Origin of the sequence: Sphingomonas sp. MA1305 (genome assembly GCF_016107325.1) — a bacterium.
Lineage (GTDB): Bacteria > Pseudomonadota > Alphaproteobacteria > Sphingomonadales > Sphingomonadaceae > Sphingomonas.
In genome coordinates this window covers 511,687-532,473 of the sequence record NZ_RCVT01000002.1, presented here as the reverse complement: position 1 = coordinate 532,473, position 20,787 = coordinate 511,687, and the positions used below count along the sequence as shown (strand labels likewise).

General features: G+C 66.8%; 15 protein-coding genes and 1 tRNA gene. 9 read left to right on the top strand and 7 right to left on the bottom strand.

The features are described from left to right. Window positions 1-145: 145 nt before the first annotated feature. The 4 genes from D9601_RS10420 (at window position 146) to D9601_RS10405 (ending at window position 7,533) form a co-directional block, all read left to right on the top strand. Entirely contained in the window at window positions 146-358 is a 213-nt protein-coding gene (locus tag D9601_RS10420; RefSeq protein ID WP_198353928.1) for a hypothetical protein, read from the top strand. A gap of 167 nt (window positions 359-525) precedes the next feature. Further along, window positions 526-984 carry a hypothetical protein gene (locus tag D9601_RS10415; RefSeq protein WP_198353927.1) on the top strand — a complete coding sequence of 153 codons (459 nt, stop codon included), beginning with the start codon at window positions 526-528 and terminating at the stop codon, window positions 982-984. Between the two features lies 1 nt (window position 985). Continuing rightward, entirely contained in the window at window positions 986-2,113 is a 1,128-nt protein-coding gene (locus tag D9601_RS10410; RefSeq protein ID WP_198353926.1) for a hypothetical protein, read from the top strand. Continuing rightward, complete coding sequence (locus D9601_RS10405; RefSeq protein WP_198353925.1) at window positions 2,110-7,533, top strand: thermonuclease family protein; 5,424 nt, start codon at window positions 2,110-2,112, stop codon at window positions 7,531-7,533. Before D9601_RS10410 ends, D9601_RS10405 begins: the two co-directional genes overlap by 4 nt. A 271-nt stretch (window positions 7,534-7,804) precedes the next feature. Here D9601_RS10405 and D9601_RS10400 read toward each other — a convergent pair whose 3' ends face one another. The 5 genes from D9601_RS10400 to D9601_RS10380 all read right to left on the bottom strand — a co-directional run bounded on the left by D9601_RS10400 (window position 7,805) and on the right by D9601_RS10380 (window position 11,186). Then, entirely contained in the window at window positions 7,805-8,014 is a 210-nt protein-coding gene (locus tag D9601_RS10400; protein WP_198353924.1) for a hypothetical protein, read from the bottom strand. Beyond that, window positions 8,007-8,843, bottom strand: a complete 837-nt coding sequence (locus D9601_RS10395; RefSeq protein WP_198353923.1) for a hypothetical protein — start codon at window positions 8,841-8,843, stop codon at window positions 8,007-8,009. The genes D9601_RS10400 and D9601_RS10395 overlap by 8 nt, the downstream gene beginning before the upstream one ends. Window positions 8,844-9,017: 174 nt before the next feature. Next, window positions 9,018-9,092: transfer RNA gene (locus D9601_RS10390), tRNA-Thr, on the bottom strand. Window positions 9,093-9,279: 187 nt separating this feature from the next. Continuing rightward, on the bottom strand, window positions 9,280-9,417 hold the full coding sequence (locus D9601_RS10385; RefSeq protein WP_198353922.1) for a hypothetical protein: 138 nt from the start codon (window positions 9,415-9,417) through the stop codon (window positions 9,280-9,282). Beyond that, window positions 9,384-11,186, bottom strand: coding sequence for an aminopeptidase P family protein (locus D9601_RS10380; protein ID WP_198353921.1), 1,803 nt, complete (start codon window positions 11,184-11,186; stop codon window positions 9,384-9,386). Before D9601_RS10380 ends, D9601_RS10385 begins: the two co-directional genes overlap by 34 nt. 40 nt (window positions 11,187-11,226) lie before the next feature. On the opposite strand from D9601_RS10380, the gene D9601_RS20035 reads away from it, so the two are divergent. Beyond that, complete coding sequence (locus D9601_RS20035; protein WP_269769669.1) at window positions 11,227-11,352, top strand: hypothetical protein; 126 nt, start codon at window positions 11,227-11,229, stop codon at window positions 11,350-11,352. A 79-nt stretch (window positions 11,353-11,431) separates the two neighbouring features. After that, window positions 11,432-13,342, top strand: a complete 1,911-nt coding sequence (locus D9601_RS10375) for a methyl-accepting chemotaxis protein (protein WP_198353920.1) — start codon at window positions 11,432-11,434, stop codon at window positions 13,340-13,342. A 16-nt stretch (window positions 13,343-13,358) separates the two neighbouring features. On the opposite strand, the gene D9601_RS10370 is transcribed toward D9601_RS10375, so the two are convergent. Continuing rightward, a complete protein-coding gene (locus D9601_RS10370; protein ID WP_198353919.1) occupies window positions 13,359-16,541 on the bottom strand; it encodes a TRCF domain-containing protein in 3,183 nt (1,060 codons plus the stop codon). 133 nt (window positions 16,542-16,674) lie between these two features. Beyond that, entirely contained in the window at window positions 16,675-17,598 is a 924-nt protein-coding gene (locus D9601_RS10365) for a DUF808 domain-containing protein (RefSeq protein WP_198353918.1), read from the bottom strand. A gap of 146 nt (window positions 17,599-17,744) precedes the next feature. Between D9601_RS10365 and D9601_RS10360 the strand changes: the two genes are divergently transcribed. Genes D9601_RS10360 through D9601_RS10350 form a run of 3 tightly spaced genes read left to right on the top strand, consistent with a single transcriptional unit; the run spans window position 17,745 to window position 20,777 of the window. Then, window positions 17,745-19,814: a S9 family peptidase gene (locus D9601_RS10360; protein ID WP_198353917.1), complete on the top strand. Its 2,070-nt coding sequence runs from the start codon at window positions 17,745-17,747 to the stop codon at window positions 19,812-19,814. Window positions 19,815-19,821: 7 nt separating this feature from the next. Then, the gene (locus D9601_RS10355) at window positions 19,822-20,385 is read left to right on the top strand and encodes a DedA family protein (protein WP_198353916.1); all 564 of its coding nucleotides are present in this window, start codon (window positions 19,822-19,824) and stop codon (window positions 20,383-20,385) included. After that, window positions 20,382-20,777 carry an acyl-CoA thioesterase gene (locus D9601_RS10350; RefSeq protein WP_198353915.1) on the top strand — a complete coding sequence of 132 codons (396 nt, stop codon included), beginning with the start codon at window positions 20,382-20,384 and terminating at the stop codon, window positions 20,775-20,777. Before D9601_RS10355 ends, D9601_RS10350 begins: the two co-directional genes overlap by 4 nt. Window positions 20,778-20,787: the final 10 nt, after the last annotated feature.

Below are 20,787 nucleotides of genomic sequence, written 5' to 3'. Positions count from 1 at the left end.
GTCACGGCCATGCAGGCTGCATTAGAGGCGGCGGGGGTGGAGTTTATCCCTGCGGGTGCAACGATCCGAGCAGGCGGCGGAGCGGCCGGGCCTGGTGTGCGCCTGCGGGGCTAGTCTGCGCCGCTGGCGGTGGTATCGTCAGCGAATGGTCTTCCTCCTCGCCTTCGCGTGGCTTGCTGCGCTACTCGCTGCTGCCGCTGCATTTTTCGCGGGGCGGTTCTGGCTTGAGGCGGCGCGTCATCAATCGTCTTGGAGCGAAAGCACGAGAATGGCCGCTAAGTTCACCGGCGCGGCCTTCATCATAGGATCGCTAGCTTTCGTTGCGATCGTCGCGACTAAGATCCCCACTGGTGGGTGAATGACTGCCTGAATCAAATCTGGCGAATTGATAGAGATAATTCCGAATAGCCGCAGTGATTACTTCGTTTATGTGTGCTACCAAGGCCGTGTTTGGTGTTGATCAGGACACCGCCCGGCTGACCTCCTTCACGGGTATCCGAAACTTTGGATACGAAGGAGCCGCATATGTCCCACACCGATTCGAACAAGCCGCTGGCAGGGTTCGATCCTAATTCGGCAATTGGTGACACCGCCGCAATCATTCGCAGTGCTGCCGCCGGGCAGCTTACTGCGCAGCGCCACATGCGAGACATGTACACCGACGCCATCAATACCGTCGATGTCGATAACCCGCTTGCAATCCTCTTTGGCGTCGAGATGGTGCCCTATGCGCGACTATGCGCAGCCCATGGTGAAGCTGTCGACGCGCGCTGTTTAGCGGGCGCATTGTACTTCACCTTCTGTGCCAGCCGGTCCGCGGGCGCCGAGGATCGCGCCCAGCCGCTTGCAGGTGAGGCGGTGGCTATCCTCGAACAACTTGCCGAACGCGGTGACGAAGTGTCGGCATTGGCTTCGCTGCAACTGGTGAGCCGCAATCCCACGGCAGGCGAGATCGCTAAGCGCCTTTTGCAGGGGGGCAACTAACATGCTGTTCGGTTTGCAATCTGCTTTCCAGCCGGAAGCTGCGAAGCTTGCTGACGCGCATGCGCGACTTCAGACCCGGATGGAAAACGATCCTGATGTCCCGACAATGCAACCGGGTGGCGTTACCCAATTGCCGCCCCCTGCTTTCGTATATGGCGAGGGTGGCCGCCGCCTGACCCCGGACATGATCGCGCAGCGCAGCCGCATGGCTCAGGGCATGATCGCGCAGGGCATGGACACCTCGCCGGTGGGGTCGTGGACGCAAGGGCTCGCTCGCGTCGCACAGTCGTTGGTCGGTGCCATGCAACAGCGGCGGCTGGATAAGGCAAGTGAGGCGAACGCCGCCGACAGTAATGCTGTCGCGAAGGCGTTGGCATCTGGTAGCGGCAACGACCCGGCGGGCTATGACAGCACGCTCCTGGGCGCCGCCCTCAACCCGTACATCGATCCAAACGTACGGTCATACGCCATGGGCGAGCGCGAGCGTTTGGCGAAGGCCAATGCGCCAGATTACTTCATGTCGGGTGATGATCGGGTGAGGTACGATCCCCGCACCGGACAATCCACGGTGATCTACGACGCCCCGCAGGACTCGGAAGCCTATGCGTCGTCCTTGGGGCTTCAGCCCGGCACGCCCGAATATAGCACGGCGGTTCAAGACTATGTGCTGCGTGGCAATGGTCCAACGGCCCACCAATTCGATTCCGATCTTGAGGACGATCGGCAGGGAAACCGCATGGCGCTTGAGGATACGCGCCAACAGCATCGCCTGAGCCTCCGTGGCACACCAACCTACAGCGACTTGCATCCTCGCCCCCGCGCGGCCTCGACTGGTGGCGGGCGATCGTCATCGCGCCCGCCCACGATGGCCGGAACGATGGCGCCTATTCTCGGCAAGGTCGCGCGTGGTGAGACTCTAACGCCGGCAGAGCAGAATGCGTGGAACATGTACCGCCCGCCGAACCGAGGCAGGGGCGGCAGGTCGGTGGCAAGCGCCTTGGTGTCTGGTGGCGCTGGAGCATCTGGATCGGCGCCAGTGCAGGTCAAATCCAAGGAAGATTATGCCCGCCTCCCGGCTGGAGCTTCCTTCATCGATCCTAATGGAGTTCAGAGGGTCAAAGGCCGATGAGCGACACGCCTTGGCTTAATGATGCGCCGGTGAGGCGTCCCGCTGCGGCAGCTAATCCTTGGGATGGCGACAAAGCAGTGTCAGCCAAGGCACCGACCGTCGCTGCGGCTTTGCTGAAGCCGACCGGCGAGGCACATGACGGCGACACCTTTCGCCTCGACAATGGCCAGAACGCCCGTTTGTATGGTGCGGATGCCTTTGAGCTGAACCAGACGGGGCGCGATCGAGCCGGCGAGACGGTGCCTCTTGGGGCAATGGCGCGTACGAACCTGCTGCCATACCTCCAGCCGGGCGCTGTGGTGACGCCTACCGGAGCTTCCACCTACGGCCGGCCGGTGGCATCCGTAGAGCGCAATGGCGATGCAGCAACCGGGCTGCTGTCCGGCGGCCTAGCTATTGCAACACCGGAATACCTGAAGGCTGATCCCGATCGGCTCGCCGCGTATATGGAGGCGGAGCGTTTCGCCCGCCTAAATGGCAAGGGCGCTTGGTCCACTGCATTCGAACAGCCGGCGAGCTTCAGGCACAAGACGCCCGATCCATGGGCGACGCCTCAGGCCGCGCCCTATGGCGATGCTGTCGCCGTCTTCAATGACGAGCCGATGCCTTTCCAGGGGCTCAGGCCTGACATCGCCAAAGGGTACGCATCAATCTTTCAAGACATGTCGTCCAAGCCGGAAGACTTGCTGGCCTATGCGCGGTCGAATGGGTTCCAGATTGATGAGGGCGAAACGCGCAAGCTCTATGCGCAGCGCGCCAAGGCTGGTGGGGCCGGTAGCGTCGTCAGCTACAAGGATGCGCCGCGCGTCCTGACTGACAACAAGGATGGCGGCTTTGGCTCCTTCATGCGGGGCGTGGCCGATCCGATTAACATGCTCGATGAGATGGGCGCGGTCGTGGATACGCTCGTGCCGAATGATCGTGAAAACGTCTGGTCGTCCGATCGTCGGTTCGGTGACATCCTCGCCAACAACCTTGATCAGAACCGCAGCGTCCTCGCCTATGACGATGCTAATCATCCCTATGCCCGCTTCGGCGGACAGCTCGCCGGGGGGCTCATTACACCCGGCGCATCGGTCGAAGGGCTGGGCTATCGCACGGCTGCGGAAGTTCTGCGGAATGGTGGCACTCGGTACGCTGCTGAGCAGGCAGCACGACAGGCGGTCGTCCGCCGTCTCGGTATTGCCGGTGCGGTTGAAGGCGGCTTGGCTGGGGCCGGGCAAGGCGAGGATGGCCGCGGGCGCTTTCAGGGCGCATTGATCGGGGCGCCTGCTGGACTGGCGCTAGGCACGGCGGCGGGTGCCCTGGCGCCTGCTGTGGGTCGTCTGATCGGGAAGCCCTTTAGCCGACTGGCTGGGCGTGACGGCGAGCAGGCTGCGCAAGACCTGACTGATGGGGCCATTGATGCGGCCAAAAGCCGCGCATCCAACGACCTCCCCCGGCCGCGGGATGTTCTTGATGTACAATCAGCGCCCTTCGCGGCGCCTGAAATGCCAAGTCGGCAACCTGATTTTCTTACCCTGCCGCCGCGGTACCGCACGCAACCAGACGCATCCGCGCCTTCGATTAATACTGCGGCGCCCATCCGTCCGGCTCCTTCGACCCGCACTCTTGCGGACGTGCAGGCTGATGTGGCGGCTTGGGCTGCGCAACGTGGTTGGCGGCGGCAGGAAGGCGACGGGTTGCCGCCGATCATGCTGCACGGGTCCCCTCGTCCCGACATTCAGGAGTTTGATCCCTACGGGCGCGGTGGTTACGGCCTGTTTGGCGCAGGCACGTACCTGACGGATAGCGCGGACATCGCGTCTCAATACACCGGCAAGGGGTTGAGCAAGGCAGCGCAAGAAGTCGCCGCCGATCGTACGCTGTACGCCGTGCGCCAGGCGGTGAAGAACCCGCTTGATATGGACAAAGCCGCTGATCGCGAGACGTGGGAGGCGGTCGCCAAGCGCGTGATAGGTGACTACGGCGGCCGGTATTTCGATGACTTACCGCATGGCGCCACCAATGAGCAGATGTTCCGGGAGGCTGAGGACATCCTTTCATCTGAAGGAGTGACGGCAAGCGAAGGTCGCGAGACAATGGACGCTCTGGTCCGTTCGCTTGGACATGACGGCATTACCCATATCGGCGGCGGGCGCGTCAACAAGGATGGTCCTCGGCATCGCGTGGTCATCGCGCTCGATCCTGAGCAAACGGAGATTGTAGACCGGCTGTCGATCGGCCAGTTGATGCAGCCGCCGGGGCCCCGGAACCCGGATTGGATTGATGTTGGTCAAGTCGCCCCGCAGCGTGGCGGAGTTGCGTCGGTGTCTGCCCTAGACCCTCTCGCTGCCCGTCGAGGTGATCCCGTCGACTACCTCAATCTTGGTCGGCCGTCGCAGGCCATGGCGAACGAAACTCAATCGCCGTCGCTGGTCGGCTCGGTTGCTGACGAGTGGCCGGAGTTTACTCCAGCGTCGCAAACCGGGGCGGGTGGGCCGACTGCCGAGCGCATCGCTCAGGCAGAAGGCGTTGCGTCACGTGACATGCTGCCGCTGCCGGCCAACACGGTTGATGGCGTGGACGAGGCGGCCCGGATTCAGGCCGGGCGGTATGCCCCCGTGCGCGCCCCCAATGAAGACGCCGCACTGTCGAGCCGCGCGCTGCCGTCAGGCACCACGGGCGCGCTTATCCGCAAGCGGGGGCCGGCTGATCTGGTGACGTGGCTTCGCTCGCAAGGCGGCATTCGTCCGCAGGGCGGCGAGCTACAGCACTACGGGATCGACAACACTCCGCGACAGGGCATGGACTTCGCCAGTGGTGAGGGGCGGTTTGGCGCCCTCGTCCGTGGCGACGGCATGGGATATGACGACGCGGCACAACGTGCATGGGAAGCCGGGTTCTTCCCTGACCATGCCGATCGCCCGACTGTGGCTGAGTTTCTCGACACCCTTCAGGCCACGCATAGCGGCGGCAACCGCGCTTTTCGCCCCGACGACTTGGCAGAGGTGGACGCCTTCGAAGCGGCCCGCCGCCAACGCTTCGACGTTGAGCGCGCAAGGGACGAGGGCGCGCCGCTGAGTGAGGATCGCGGCCAGTCGGTCACGATGGACGATCTGGACGCTAATGCGGCGCCCGTTCGAGCCTATGAGGAGTGGGGGGAGAATGCCCCGAACCTCGCCGGCAATATCCGTCTCGACAAACTGGATAGCCCGCAGGCGATCAAGCGGGCCTTGGCGCAAACCGATCGCGTTGCGGGTGGTTTCGACGCTGCGCGCCGTGGACGCATCACGCAGGCGGAAACCAAGAGTCTCGCCGAAGACCTTGGGATGACGGCTGACGATCTGTTGAAGCGTCGGAGGGGGCAGGCGTTCAACGCGGAGGAAGCGTTGGCCGCTCGCCAGTTGCTCGCCCGCTCGGCGTCCGATCTGGTCAACATGGCGAAGCGGATTGCCCGCGTTGAAAACCCTGGCGACGAATTGGAGGCTGCTTTCCGCGGCGCATGGCTGCGACATGCCGCCATACAGGAGCAGGTGTCCGGCATGACCGCGGAGGCGGGCCGGCTGCTTCAACAGTTCCGCATGACGGCTGATAGCCGCGACACATCGCGGGTTCTGTCGTCACTCGGGGATACGCTCGGCGGCACTCGCAGGATCAAGGACGTAGCTGACAGGCTGGTTGATCTGGAACGTGTGGGGACCTCGCCGGCGGGGGTTAATCAGTTTGCCTTGCGCTCGCTTCTGCCGAAATGGCGGGACAAAGCGATCGAGCTGTACATCAACAGCTTGTTGTCCGGTCCGCAGACGCATGCCGTCAACATCCTGTCTAATACCCTTACCTCTATCGCTCAGATCCCCGAGCATGCCGTTGCCGCTGGCATCGGTGCCGTTCGAAAGGCGCTGCCTGGTCAGGCGGGCACTGATCGGGTCCTGTTCTCCGAGCTTGGCACCCGTGCTGCCGGTATGATCTCTGGCGCGCGCGAGGGTATGCGGGCTGCCGCTCGCTCCTTCCTGACCGGCGACGCCGCGGATGCGGTGACCAAGGTCGAAACGCAGCAAATGGCTGCGATCGGCGGTAAAGTGGGGTCGTTTATTCGCACGCCCACGCGCCTGCTCACTGCCGAGGACGAGCTATTCAAGGGTATCGCAAGCCGGATGGAGTTGAACGGCTTGGCCATGCGTCAGGCGGTCGGTGAGGGCCTGCGCGGAAAGGCGGCTCGGGATCGTGCGGCTGATTTGGCGCTCAATCCCACCGACGATCTGCTCCAAAAGTCTTTTGAGTATGCGCGTTATCTGACGTTCCAGACACCGCTACGACATGGCAGTTTCTCAGCCGGGCTGTCCTCTGCCACGCAGGGACAGCCGATCGCCAAGCTGCTGCTTCCTTTCATTCGCACGCCGATGAACCTTGTGAAGTTCGCCGCGGAGCGGTCGCCGGTCGCGCCGCTTATGCGCTCGTGGCGGGCCGAGGTGGCGGCTGGGGGCGCGCGCCGTGACATGGCGCTGACGCGGGCAGTTGTTGGGTCGGGCGTCGGTGCCGCAATGTACCAAATGGCGCAGGCCGGACAGATTACCGGGGGTGGCCCTGCCGATCCCAACGCTCGCCGGCTGCTTCAGGCAAACGGCTGGCAGCCATATAGTTTCAAGATCGGCGACCGTTATTACAGCTACGCCCGCCTTGATCCGTTCTCGACCACCATCGGCACTGTCGCGGATATGGTCGACCTGCAATCGCATATGACTGACGAGCAGCAGGAGCGGTCCGCAACTCTGGTGGCTGCGGCGATCGTCAACAATCTGTCGTCAAAGACGTGGCTGTCTGGCCTTAGCTCGGCGATGGAGGCGGTGAACGATCCGGACCGTTATCTTGACGGCTTCCTGTCGCGCACCGCAGGCGCCATCGCCGTTCCCGCCATCGTCGCCCAGGTCGCCAAAGAAAGCGATCCGCTCATGCGGGAGGCGCGCGGGCCAATGGACCGCATTCGCTCGCGCATCCCCTTCATGTCGGAAGGTCTTTATCCGCGCCGGGATGTTTTTGGCGCTCCTGTCCAAGCGCAGGATGCCATCGGCCCTGACATCATCTCGCCGATGTACACGGGCAATGATCGAAAGGACCCGACGATCGCGGCGCTGCTTAGTGCTGGCGCAACCGTCTCGCCACCACAACGGAGCTACAAGGCCGGAGGCAAGAAGGTCGATTGGACGCCGGCAGAATATGACCGGCTGCAATCGCTAGCGGGGACGCAGGCGAAGCGAGAGCTTGACGATCTGGTGTCGTCGCCCGTGTGGGGGTGGATGGAAGAGGACGAGCGCAAGAAGGCCGTCACGTCGATCATGGAGAAGTCAAGGAAGGACGCGAAGGCGCAGATTGCCGGGGCTTTGGTCGCTACGGGCAGATCAAAGCCCGGCGGTCGGATTGCTAAAGCACTAACTCCATGATGATCAGCCGTAATAGCAGCCGCCCGGTTCGGTCATCGCTTTGGCATGACCGAGGCGCAATCTGACGGCGGTGAAACGCCTACTATTCTGCTTCTACCGTCTTGGTCGAGAGGATCGAGATGGTAGACCACGCAGACCCGCTGGCGTTTAAGCGAGCATCGCAGGCCAATCGAGCGCATCAGTTCTCGACGCGGAAGAACAATCCCATCAAGAGGACAGGCCGTCAGGCCAGTACCGCTCTGCCACGTAAAGCTACGCGGTGCCTCGACCTTTAATAGCGCCGGCCAGCATTGGAGGCGGTGCAACCCAGCAGGTTGGCTTCGCGCAATATCTCCGCGGCTTGGCGAGCAACGGCATTGTCCGTCATGCGCGCCAACGATGCGCTGGTGTCCCGCTGGAAGCGATATTCAGGCATCGGCAGGTCCATCGGCGTCTGCGGCGGTACACCTGTGGAGGACGTTTTAGGCATGCAATCAGACATGGTCCGTCTCCAGATTGAGGTCACGCGGGTAGAAATGCTTGCGCCTTATCCACCTGAATCCTTCATGACGCGTTACGGTTGCAATGTCGGTGTCACCGCCGACATTATCCGCACCACGCAGGAAGTGGACATAGCGCTTGGTCACATCGACCAAAAAATCAGCCAAGGCGATTGCGTCCCCGGTCGGCATTGGGTCTTCAGCAAGCGGCGTGACCGTGTGAGCTCGAATGACATTAATTGTGTCGGCTAGCTTCTCCGGCTCAACGCCGGCAGTAAGGAGCGCACTGGGGAGGAACTGGCTGTAACCGAGGATCAGGCGATTTAGTGCCTCTGGCTGCCCGGCCCATAGGACATACGCTCCGTCTGACCCTGGCTGCTGCTGGAGCGGCCCGACGCATTCGCCGTTTATAAGGATGATCTTCCACACTTCCGCCATGTCGGCGTCAGCAGAATAGCCGCCAACGAAAAACTCGAGACTGTGCGGGCCAGTCGGTTTCGGGTCGAGTGCTTGATAGTGACGATCAAAAAGCAGGTGCTTGGCGCGGGTGGCTATGTCTTCGATCGTATAGGCCTCGCGATCAATGCCGCCGTGGGCGGGTTCACAGCTTAGCTCGCGCCGCAAATCCTTCGCCAGCGACGAGATGGACGATCGTCCGATGTTACCCATCCCGCAGAACATCGCGCAGACCGGCAGGCCTTTGACGAGATTGAAGACCTTATTGCCGTGCGCATACACGTTGACGGTTTCGTCACCCACGTCGAGCGACATGGCGCTGTCCGCCGCGAAGACGAGGCAGTCATGCACCTTGACCGCCACACAGATCGTCATCGCCAGTCCTCCACATCAGCGTTTGAATCGAGAAGCCCCGCCAGCGTCAAGGCAATTCCGTTCTGCCTCCCAGCGTGCCCCGACTTTCCGACTGGTGATTCTCCCGTCATTATCCAGCCAAAAACCGCCCCCGATTGGGAGCGGCTGAAAGTCAGCTAAGCCATTGAAAAGAAATGGTGCTGCCGGTGAGGATTGAACTCACGACCTCAGCCTTACCAAGGATGCGCTCTACCACTGAGCTACGGCAGCACTCGCGTCGGGACGCGGGAAGGGCGCCTAGAGACGAGGTGGGGTCGCTTGTCAAGCGCTTGGTGACGCGGCCGGCGTGTTTTAAGGGAAAGCGATGAGCGGACAGCAGGATCGGGCGGCGCGGCTGGCGGCGCAATTGCGGGCGAATCTGCACCGCCGCAAGGCGCAGGCGCGCGCCGCCGACGACTCAGCGATGGGCGACGTGCGCGCCGACGGAGATCAGGCCACTGCCGGCGACATAGGCAAGCCCCGAGCCGAAGGTGAATAGACCGACCATCAGCGCCGCGACCCTCAGCTGACCGGCGAGCATTTTGACTCGAGCCATGCCCTATCCTCTCCGTCGAGCACCGGACCGATCCTAGCGACGACCTCGGCGTGATAGGCATTGAGCCATGAAAGCTCGACCTGGGTCAAGAGCGCGGGATCGATCAGTGTCCGCTCGATCGGCGCGAAGGTCAGGGTCTCGAAGCCCAGCATCGCACGCTCCGGATCACCACCGGGGATCGTCACCGGGACGGTGAGCAGCAAATTCTCGATCCGGATGCCATATTCACCCGCCTTGTAATAACCGGGCTCGTTGGACAGCATCATGCCGGCACGGAGCGGCTCGAGACTGGCGCCACCGGGATAATTGGGCGCGGCGATCCGCTGCGGTCCTTCATGCACCGCCAGATAGCTGCCGATGCCATGGCCCGTGCCATGGCCGAAGTCGAGCCCCGCCTCCCACAACGGTCGGCGAGCGAAGCCGTCGATCTGCGCGCCAGGCGTGCCATCGGGAAAAATCGCTGTGGCGATCGCGATATGGCCTTTGAGGACGCGGGTGAAGCGATCGCGAATCTCGGCGGTGGGCGCGCCGATCGGCACGACACGGGTCACATCCGTGGTGCCATCGGCATATTGGCCGCCCGAATCGATCAGGAACAGCTGGCCCGGCTCGATCCGCGCGTTCGACGCCTCGGTGACGTGGTAATGGGGGATCGCGCCATGCGCGCCGGTCGCCGAGATGGTCGAGAAACTGGTGTCGCGCAGCAGCCCCGTCTCCTCGCGGAACGCGAGCAGGCGGGCGGCGGCGGACAATTCGGTCTCCCCACCCTTCGGCCCTTCCCGCTCGATCCAGCGCAGGAAGCGGCTGAGCGCGGCACCATCGCGGATCGCGGCGGCGCGGTGGCCAGCGACCTCGGCCGGGTTCTTCAGCGCCTTGGCGAGCACCACCGGGTCGCGCAGCGGCAGCACCTTGGCGCCACCGGCGGCGAGCGCTTCGTGGATCGCGGCGACGGCGCGTTCCGGGTCGGCGGCGATCCGCTGCCCGTTATAGCGGCCGAGCGCACCGGCAAAGGCCTGGCGATCGTGGATGCGCACCGCATTGCCGAGATGCTGGCGCAGCGCGTCGTCGACCTTCTCCGGCGCGACGAACAGGTCGGTGGTGCCGTCCGCGGCGACGATCGCATAGCCGAGCGCGACCGGCGTATGGGCGACGTCGCCGCCGCGCACGTTGAGCGCCCAGGCGATCGAATCGAGCGCGGTCAGCACCAATGCATCGGCGCGCTGTTCGGCGAGCCAGTCGGCGATCGCGGCCCGCTTGGCCGCCGAGGCGACGCCGGCATGCGCATCGTCGTGGACGGTCATCCGCGCCGGCGAGGGCTGCGGCCGGTCCGTCCAGATCGCGTCGATCGGATTGGCGTCGACCGCGACCAGCTCCGCCCCGACATCGGCGAGCGCGGCGCGCATCGCGGCGACCTGTCCCACCGTATGCAGCCAGGGATCGTAGCCGATCCGTTGCCCGGCCTTCGCCTGCCGGCTCAGCCACCCGGCAACGCTGTGCTGCGGCACGTCGACATAGGTCCAGTTGCCGGCGTCGACCTGCTCGCGGACCTGGATGGTGTAGCGGCCGTCGATGAAGATCGCTGCGCTATCGGGGAGCACGACGGCGGTGCCCGCCGAGCCCTCGAACCCGGTCAGCCAGGCGAGCCGCTGCGCGTAGCCGCCGACATATTCGCTCATATGCTCGTCGGTCAGCGGGATGACGAAGCCGGCGAGGCCGCGGGTGACGAGTTCGGCGCGCAGCGCGGCAAGACGGTCGGAATGGTCGGTCATGCGTCGTCTATCGGCGTCCCGCCGGCGCGCGGCAAGCGGCATGGCGCCGCCCATCCTTTCCAACGATGTCGCCATGCTGCACGATGCAACCATTTTCGTTCTATTCAACGCCAATATGCCGGAAGGAAGGTATTCGCGCCGTTTCTGCCGATCGATCCTGATCTAGTCGCGCCGCGACAAGACTAGACGCAGATCAGATACTGGCGTTAACCGCACATTATCCCATCTCTACTACACCGCGGACGATGAGGATCGCCCGATTGGCATATCGACGGCTGTATGCGTCGCTGTACGGTACGCGGCACGACGAGAGTCAGACGATCACGCGGCTGCTGCTCTGCCTCGTCTTGCTGGCGCTGTTCGCCTCTGTCGTCACCACCGCCTTTCTGACCTGGCGCGCGGACCGCGATGCCAACCGCCTCGCCGCCACGACGATCGCCGGCGCGCTGGATCGCGAACGGTCGCGGATCAGCAACGAGACCTATATCAATGCCGCCTGGAACGACGCCGCCGACCATGCCTATGGCGCGATGGATCCCCGCTGGGTCGAATCGCAATGGGGCACGCCGATCGGCCATGCCTATGTGATCGATGCGGCCGGGCGGACGCTGTTCGGCCATATCCCCCACCGGCTGGCGCCGCCGCTCGACCGGATGATCTCGCCGGCGACGATGAAGGCGCTGCTCGCCCGCCTGCCCGCCACCGAAGCGGCGGTGCGCGCCCGCCACGACGCGATCGTGCTGCCCGGCCTGTTCGGCGGCAAGCGGGCGCTGATCGGCTTTTCGCCGATCGTCCACGAGAAGGGCCCATCGCGACTCGACCGCAGCAGCTACCGCATCTTCGTCGACGTGCGCATGCTCGACGCCAAGGTCCTGGACGAATGGGCGCAGGGATTCGGGCTCAAGGACCTGCGCTGGGTCGAATCCGGCGTGCGCGACCGCGGCGACGCGACGACGGTGGTGCACGACTGGCAGGGTGGCGAACTCGGCACCATCGCCTGGCGGCGGCTGACCCCGGCGATCGGTGCGCTCTATGCGATGCTGCCCGCGCTCGCCGCCTGCCTGCTGATCTTCCTGGTCATCGCCGCTTGGGTGATCCATCTGGTCCGCCGGTTGAGCCGCAGTCTCGCCGCCAAGTCGCGTGCCGCCGAACGCGCCGCGGAACAGGAGCAGATCGCACGCTTCGCCGCGGACGATGCGCGCCACGCCGCCGAAGCGGCACTGCATGCCGCGGAGGAGGCGCGCCGGGTCGGCGAGGCGGAGGCGCAGCGACGCATAGCCGACGCCATGCGTCACCGCACCGAAATGACCGCCGCCGCCAGTGCGATCGCCGACCAGCTGCAACAGACGATCGGCGCCCTGCTCGGGCCGCTGCGCGATGCCGCCAACGACCTAGACGCCAGCGCCGACGCGACGCTGGCGACGATCGTCGACCAGCAGGGCCAGGCCGAATCGGCGCATCTGACCTCGTCCCGGGCGAGCGAGGCGACCGCGACCCTGCTCGACGGGCTGCGCGTGCTCGCCGCCAATGTCGACGTGATCGCGGGCGAGGCGAAACGGTCGGCGGAGACCACGATCCAGGCGGCCAGCCATTCGGCGACCGCCCAGGCGGCGAATGCGACGCTGGTGCGCAGCGTCGCCTCGATCGAGCATTCCTCGCAACAGATCGCGACGTTGAGCCAGGCGACCAATCTGCTCGCGCTCAACGCGACGTTGGAGGCGGCGCGCGCCGGCGAGACCGGGCGCGGCTTCGCGGTGGTGGCGCAGGAGGTGCGCAACTTTTCGCAGGCGACCGCCGGCACCACGCGCGAGATCGCCGCGAAGGTGCAGGAGATCAGCCAGGCGACGACGTCCGCGGTCAGGGTCAGCGACGCGCTGCGCGGCGCGCTCGACACGCTCGCCGCCTCGGCGGTGCAGACGGTGGAGACCGCGACCCGCCAGCATCAGACCAATGCCGAGATCCGCGAGACGATCGGCGCGATCGAGGCGAGCACGGTGGCGGCGCGCGACACCTTCCGGTCGCTGCGCGAGACGTTCGTGCGCACCGCCACCGTCGCGCAGCAGACGCGCACGATCAGCAGCGACATGCGCCAGCGCACCGAGACGCTGCAGCGCGAATGCGATCGGATCGTCGCACTGTTGCGCCGCGCCGCGTAACTCCGCCGGCGGCGGATCAGGCGAGCAGGTCGGCGAGCCGCTCCAGCCGCGCTTCCGGGTCGTCATGCCGCTCCTGGAGCAGGAAACGGCCCTTCTTCTCGGTCAGGCCGTCGATCGCCGCCAGATCGGCGTCCTTGCGCGGCGTCAGCGCGATTGCCGCCGGGCCGGCATCGACCCGCGCGATGCCGAGCGTGCGCATCCGTTCGCGGACCCGCGCGACGCCGAGCAGCTGGCGCGCCTCCGCCGGCAGTTCGCCGAAGCGATCCTCCAGCTCCGCCTCGAAATCGTCGAGCGCGGCATCGTCGCGCAGCCGGCTGAGCCGGGCATAGAGCGACAGGCGCAAATCCTCGTCGCCGATCCAGGCTTCCGGCAACCGCCCGGCGAGGCCGAGGTGCAGTTCCGGCGTCCAGCGTTCGACCGTCTCGCCGCGCGCGGTGCGCAGCGCATCCTCCAGCAGCTGCTGGTAGAGTTCGACGCCAATCAGCCGCATGTGCCCCGCCTGGGTATCGCCGAGCAGATCACCGGCGCCGCGCATGTCGAGATCGCGGGCGCTGATCGCAAAGCCGGCGCCGAGCCGGTCGAACGCCTCCAGCGTGCGCAGCCGCTTCAGCGTGCGCGGCGCGATTCCCCCTTCCCCTTGCGTGAACAGCAGCACCTGGCCACGGCGATGGCCACGGCCGACGCGGCCGCGCAACTGGTGCAGCTGCGACAGGCCGAACCGGTCGGCGTGGACGATTGCCATCGTATTGGCGCGCGGCACGTCCAGCCCCGCCTCGATGATGTTGGTGGCGAGCAATACGTCGCCGTCGCCGCCGCCGAAGCGCACCATCACCTCGTCGATCTCCGCCGCGGGCAATTTGCCGTGCGCCTGCAGCACCTCGAGTTCGGGGACGAGTTTCGCCAGCGTCTCGGCGAGCGGCGCCATGTCGGCGATGCGCGGCACCACGACGAAGCTTTGGCCGCCACGCGCCCGTTCGCGCAGCAGCGCGGCGCGCAGCGTCTCCGGCGCGAAGGCGGAGACGGCGGTGCGGATCGGCTGGCGGCGCGCCGGCGGCGTCGCGATCACCGACATCTGGCGCAGCCCGACCAGCGCCGCCTGCAGGGTACGCGGGATCGGGGTCGCCGACAGCGTCAACACATGGCCGGCGGACAGCGCCTGCAGCCGCGCCTTGTCGGCGGCACCGAAGCGCTGCTCCTCGTCGACGATGACCAGGGCGAGGTCGTGATAAGTCACGCCCTTGCCGGCGACCGCGCCGGTGCCGACCACCAGCTGGATGCTGCCGTCGGCGAGGCCCTGCCTGACCCGGCGCTTCTCGGCCGCGGTCGACAGCCGCGACAGGCCGGCAACAGCGATGCCGGTGCCCTCGAAGCGGCGGGCGAAACTGTCGAGATGCTGGCGGGCAAGCACCGTCGTCGGCGCGGCGAGCGCGACCTGCTTGCCGGCGAGCACCGCGATCGCCGCGGCGCGCAGCGCGACCTCGGTCTTGCCGAAGCCGACGTCGCCGATCACCAGCCGGTCCATCGGCCGGCCCGAAGCAAGATCGCCGCGCACCGCCTCGATCGCGGTCAATTGGTCGGGCGTTTCGGAGAAGGGGAAACCGGCGGCGAAGCGCTCGTAATCGGCGACCGGCGGGTCGAGCACCGGCGCGGTGCGCTCCGCCCGTTCCGCCGCCAGTTCGGTCAGGCCGCGCGCGGTCTGGGCGATGGCGGCGTCGATGCCGGCGCGCCGATCGTGCCAGCTCTTGCCGTCGAGCGTATCGGGGCGGACCGCATCGTCCTCGGCGCCATAGCGCCACAGGCGATCCGCCTCCGCCACCGCGACCAGGCGGGTGGTGTCCTTTGCATGGAGCAGGCAGATCGCATCGCCGGCGTGATCGTCCTGCGGATCGATCGGCGCAATGCCGCCGACGGTGGCGATGCCGTGATCCTCGTGGATGACGGTGTCGCCGATGCGGATGTCGGCGGTCTGCACCAGCGACAGGTCGACGCGGCCGGCGGCGCCGTCCTCGCGGATCGCGCGGCTGCCGAGCAGGTCGGCGGCGGTCACCGCCAGCACGCCGTCACGCCGAAAACCGCGGTCCGCCGGCGCGGCGAGCGCGAGCACCGCGCCGGCTTCGGCGGCGAGCACCGACGGCCAGTCGTCCACCGTCGTCAGCGGTCGGCCGAGCGCCTTGTCGACGCGCTTCGCCAGGAAGCGCAGGTCGCGCGCGCTGCCCAGCAAGGCGACGCGATCGCCCGCCGCGAAGGCGGCCTTGGCGGCGGCGGCGAAGGCGCGCATCGGCGACCTTTGCTCGACGAACCGGGCCGGCGGCTCGCCCGCCGTTGCGATGCGCTCCTGCCGCCGGTCGGCGAGGGCGCGCGTCCAGTCGGCATCGGCGACCATGTCGCGTGCCGCACGCCGGCTGCCCCGCTTGGCGGCGTCGGCGCTGAGCAGCAGCAGGCGCCGCCGCCGCTCGTCCGCCGCCGGTTCGATCACCACGGTGGCATCGGGCAGATGGTCGAGCAGGGTCGAGCGCTTGCCCGTGAGCGGCGGTTCGGCGACGCGGCCGAGCTCGCGCCGTTCGACGCTACCGCTGCTGCGCTGGTCGGCGGGGTCGTAGGTGCGGATCGCGGCGATGGTGCCGTCCGCCACCTCAATGCGCAGCGGCTGGTCGGCATCGGCGGGAAAGACGTCGAGCACCTGTTCGCGGACCGCGACCTCGCCCGGTTCGTCGACGCGATCGTCGGCGACATAGCCGAGTTCGGTGAGCATCGCATGCAATTGCGCCAGGTCGCACGGCGCGCCGACTGCGACGCAGGGCGGCGTCGCCTCGAAGGTCGCCGGGGCGGGCAGCGCGCGGGCGAGCGCCTCGCCGGTGGTGACCAGCGCCAGCCGCTGCCGCCGCTCGCCGCGCTGGGCGATCCGCGCCGCATGCAGGGCCGAGACGCGCTGGCCGACATTGGCGGGCGAGGCCGGCGCATCGTCGCCGGGCAAGGCATCCGATCCGGGGCAGAACAAGACGGTGGCCGTTGGCATCAGCGCCGCGAGCAAGCGGCTGATCGCGAGCGCGCGCACCTCGTCGGTGACGGCGAGCAGCAGGTCCTGGTCGGCGAGCAGCGCGGCCGCCGCTGCCGCGGTTTCGGCGATTCCGACGACCGGCTGCGGCCCGTCGGCACGTGGGGTCAGGGTGGCGATCTGCGCCTCGGTCAATGTCCGCAACTCTCCGGTCCCCCACGTGAATCAGCAAGGGAGAGCGAACGGGCGGCACCGGGGGACGTTCCGGTCGCTTGATCGGGATCAATGCGATGAGCGGCGGCGCGACCAGTCCGGCGGACGCAAAGGCGCCGTCCGGTCAGTGCTTGCGCGGCACCAGATGCAGCAGGCCGACGATCGCCGCCCCCAAAGCGAGGCCGATCAGCGCGGAGGCGGCGGCGGTGATCAACCAGCCGGCGACGCCGCCGAGCGCGCCGAGCCGCGCCGCAACGTGGTGCGCGGCGTCGTGCAGCGCATGCGGCAACGTGTCGAGGCCGAACGCCTCCAGCCCGTGCAGGATGATGCCGCCGCCGACCCATAGCATCGCCGCGGTGCCGATCACCGACAGCGCCGCCAGCACGCGCGGCATCGCCGCGACCAGCCCGCGGCCGAGCGCGCGCGTCGCCGGCCGTTCCGCCAGGTGCAGGCCGATGTCGTCCATCTTCACGATCAGCGCGACGACGCCATAGACGCCGGCGGTGATCGCCACCGCGACCACCGCCAGCGCGATCGCCTGGTTGAGCAGCGTCTCGCCGCCCAGTTCGCCGAGCGCGATCGCCATGATCTCGCCCGACAGGATCAGGTCGGTGCGCACCGCGCCGGCGACCTGGCGATCCTCCAGCTCCTTGGGGTCGCTGATCGTCGCCGCGGCGTCGCCATGATGGCCGCCGGTCAGCGCGGCGATGATCTTCTCCGCGCCCTCGAACGACAGATAGGCGCCGCCGAGCATCAGGATCGGCGTGATCGCCCAGGGCGCCAGCGCGCTCAGCACCAGCGCCGCGGGCAGCAGGAACAGCAATTTGTTGCGAAGGGAGCCCTTGGCGATCTTCCAGATGATCGGCAGCTCGCGCGCCGGCGACAGGCCGGTGACATAGGTCGGCGTCACCGCGGTATCGTCGATCACCACGCCCGCCGCCTTGGCCCCCGCCCGCCCCGCCGCGCCGGCGACGTCGTCCAGGCTCGCCGCCGACAGCTTCGCCATCGCCGCGATATCGTCGAGCAGCGCCACCAATCCGCCGGGCATGTCCGTTCCCCTGTTGTCGCTGCGCCTCATGCCCGCCCGGGGCGCCGGTACGCAACCGCACGTGTGTTGCCGGATCGTTGCTGGCCGGAACTTAATCGCCCGCCCGAGGCATGACGCCGCTCGTCCGCCCCGCTAGAGCTGCGTCCATGACCGATCCGAACCTGCCCCAGCCCCCCCTCGCCGAACGGCGCCCGCACCGCTTCACCGCGCATGGCGTGACGGTCGAGGATCCCTATGCCTGGCTGAAGGACCCGAACTATCCCGAGGTCGGCGACCCCGAGGTGCTCGCCTATCTGGAGGCGGAGAACGCCTATTTCGAGGCGGTGATGGCGCCGCACCGGCCGCTGGTCGACCGGTTGTACGAAGAGATGAAGGGGCGGATCAAGGAAGACGAATCCTCGGTGCCGCAGAAGGACGGCGACTGGCTGTACTGGACCGCGTTCGAGACGGGCGGCCAATATCGCTTGTGGTGGCGCCGCCCGGTCGCCGGCGGCGACGACGAACTGCTGCTCGACGAGCCGGCGCTGGCGGCGGGCAAGGAGTATTTCCGGCTCGGCGCCTTTTCGGTGAGCAACGACGGCCGCTACCTGGCCTATGCGATCGACGACAACGGCTCGGAGCGGTTCACCGTCCGCGTCAAGGATCTCGCCACCGGCGAGCATCTGCCCGAGGTGATCGAGGGGATGCTGTCCGACCTCGTCTGGACCAGCGACGATACCGGCTTCCTCTACGGCCTCGCCAATGCGCAATGGCGGACGGACAATGCGCGCTTCCACCGGCTGCACACGCCGGTCACCGACGACGTGCTGCTCTATCATGAGGCGGACGAGGGCTATCGCGTCGCCGTGGCCGAGACGAGCGACCGGCGCTGGCTGATCATCGGCACCGGCGACCATGTCACCAGCGAGGTGCGGCTGCTGCCCGCCGACAACCCCCATGCCGAACCGATCCTGGTCGCGCCCCGGCAGGAGGGCCGCGAATATGACGTCGACGCGCATGGCGACACGCTGTTCATCCACACCAACGACACCGATCCGATGTGGCGGCTGGTCACCGCACCGATCGCGAGTCCCGGCGCATGGACCGAGCTGATCGCGCCCAATCCGCATTTCTACATGACCGGGGTCGAGTGCTTCCGCGACTTCTTCGTCGTCGAGGGGCGCGAGGACGGGCTCGATCGCATCGCCATCCACCGCTACGACGCGCCGACCATCGCCGAACGGATCGATTTTCCGGAGGCGAGCTATGCCGCCGGTGTCGGCGACAATCCCGAATATGACATGACCGTGATCCGCATCGGCTATGAGTCGATGGTGACGCCCGGCACCGTCTACGATTACGACACCGCGACGCGGCAGCTGACGACGCTGAAGGTGCAGGAGATCCCGTCGGGCTATGACGGTGCGCGCTACCGCACGGAGCGGCTGACGATCACGGTGCGCGACGGCACGGCGGTGCCGGTGTCGATCGTCTATCCCGCGGGCTTCGTGCGCGACGGATCGCGGCCGCTGTTCCTCTACGCCTATGGCGCCTATGGCTATGCGATCCCGCCGGGCTTCTCGACCGGCCGACTGAGCCTGCTCGACCGCGGCTTCGCCTATGCCATCGCGCATATCCGCGGCGGCGACGATCTCGGCCAGCAATGGTATCACGACGGCAAGCTGGACAAGCGCACCAACACGTTCAACGACTTCGTCGACGTCGCCAAGGGCCTGATCGAGCAAGGCTGGACCCGCGCCGGCCGGATCGCCACCGCGGGCCGCTCCGCCGGCGGCGAACTGATGGGCGCGATCGTCAATTCCGATCCCGGGCTGTGGGGCGCGGTGATCGCCGACGTGCCGTTCGTCGACGTGCTCAACACGATGCTGGACGCGGACCTGCCGCTGACGCCGGGCGAATGGCCCGAATGGGGCAATCCGATCGAGGACAAGGCGGCGTTCGACCTGATCCGCAGCTACAGCCCCTACGACAATGTCGTCGCACAAGATTATCCGCCGCTGTTCATCTCGGGCGGGCTCAACGATCCGCGCGTCACCTATTGGGAACCGGCAAAATGGGCGGCGAAGCTGCGCGCGACCAAGACCGACGATAACGTGCTGCTGCTCAAGACCAACATGGGGGCGGGCCACGGCGGCAAGTCGGGCCGCTTCGAATCGCTGCGCGAGGCGGCGGAGGAACACGCCTTCGTCCTCTGGCAGCTCGGCATAGAGGAATAATCCGCCGGTGAGCATCGAGCAGCTGATCGCGCATTACGGCCTCGCCGCGCTGTTCGTCGGGGCGGCGGTGGAGGGCGAGACGGTGGTCGTCGCCGGCGGCCTCGCCGCGCATCAGGGACTGCTGCCGCTCGCCGGCGCGATGGTGGCGACGGGCCTCGGCTCGTTCGCGGCGGACCAGGCCTGGTTCGCCTTCGGCCGCCGCTTCCGCGACCATCGCTGGGTCAAGCAGGCACAGGCCAAGCCCGCCTTCGCCAAGGCGATGGGCTGGCTGGAACGCTGGCCGGTCGGCTTCATCTTCGCCTTCCGCTTCATCTACGGCTTCCGCACCGTCAGCCCGATCGCGATCGGCACCACCAAGGTGCCGGCGAAGACTTTCGTCATCGTCAATGCCATTTCGGCGGCGGTGTGGGCGGTGATCTTCACCGGCATCGGCTATCTGTTCGGCAACGCCTTCGAAAAGATGATCGGCAAGGTGAAGCCGCATCTGCCCTGGCTGATCGGCGGGCTGGTGCTGCTCGGCCTGATCATCGCCGGCGTCCATTGGTGGCGCAGCCGGGCGCAAAAGGCGTGAGCCGCTTCACCCTGTCCATCACCGCGAGCGCCGACGACATCGACGAGCTTGGCCACGTCAACAATGCGGTCTGGGTGCGCTGGATCCAGGAGATCGCCGTCGCGCATTGGGAAGCGGTGGCTCCGGCCGACCAGCGCGCGGCCTATGTCTGGGTCGTCACCCGCCACGAGATCGACTATCGTGGCAACGTCGTTGCGGGCGAGACGGTGACCGGCGAGACCTGGGTACCGGAACCGCCCAAAGGCGCGCGCTTCGACCGCCATGTCCGCTTCCTGGGCGCGGACGGGCGGGTCAAGGTGGAGGCGGTGACGACCTGGGCGTTGATCGACCGCGCCACCGGGCGGCTGCTGCGCGTCCGGCCGGAGATGGCGGCGCCGTTTCTGGGAGGGTGAGACGGCGACC

Bases quoted from the DNA above. Each gene is read 5' to 3' on its own strand.
- D9601_RS10420 (WP_198353928.1), top strand. From the start codon at position 146: ATGGTCTTCCTCCTCGCCTTCGCGTGGCTTGCTGCGCTACTCGCTGCT.
- D9601_RS10415 (WP_198353927.1), top strand. From the start codon at position 526: ATGTCCCACACCGATTCGAACAAGCCGCTGGCAGGGTTCGATCCTAAT.
- D9601_RS10410 (WP_198353926.1), top strand. From the start codon at position 986: ATGCTGTTCGGTTTGCAATCTGCTTTCCAGCCGGAAGCTGCGAAGCTT.
- D9601_RS10405 (WP_198353925.1), top strand. From the start codon at position 2,110: ATGAGCGACACGCCTTGGCTTAATGATGCGCCGGTGAGGCGTCCCGCT.
- D9601_RS10400 (WP_198353924.1), bottom strand. From the start codon at position 8,014: ATGTCTGATTGCATGCCTAAAACGTCCTCCACAGGTGTACCGCCGCAG.
- D9601_RS10395 (WP_198353923.1), bottom strand. From the start codon at position 8,843: ATGACGATCTGTGTGGCGGTCAAGGTGCATGACTGCCTCGTCTTCGCG.
- D9601_RS10385 (WP_198353922.1), bottom strand. From the start codon at position 9,417: ATGGCTCGAGTCAAAATGCTCGCCGGTCAGCTGAGGGTCGCGGCGCTG.
- D9601_RS10380 (WP_198353921.1), bottom strand. From the start codon at position 11,186: ATGACCGACCATTCCGACCGTCTTGCCGCGCTGCGCGCCGAACTCGTC.
- D9601_RS20035 (WP_269769669.1), top strand. From the start codon at position 11,227: ATGGCGCCGCCCATCCTTTCCAACGATGTCGCCATGCTGCACGATGCA.
- D9601_RS10375 (WP_198353920.1), top strand. From the start codon at position 11,432: ATGAGGATCGCCCGATTGGCATATCGACGGCTGTATGCGTCGCTGTAC.
- D9601_RS10365 (WP_198353918.1), bottom strand. From the start codon at position 17,598: ATGCCCGGCGGATTGGTGGCGCTGCTCGACGATATCGCGGCGATGGCG.
- D9601_RS10360 (WP_198353917.1), top strand. From the start codon at position 17,745: ATGACCGATCCGAACCTGCCCCAGCCCCCCCTCGCCGAACGGCGCCCG.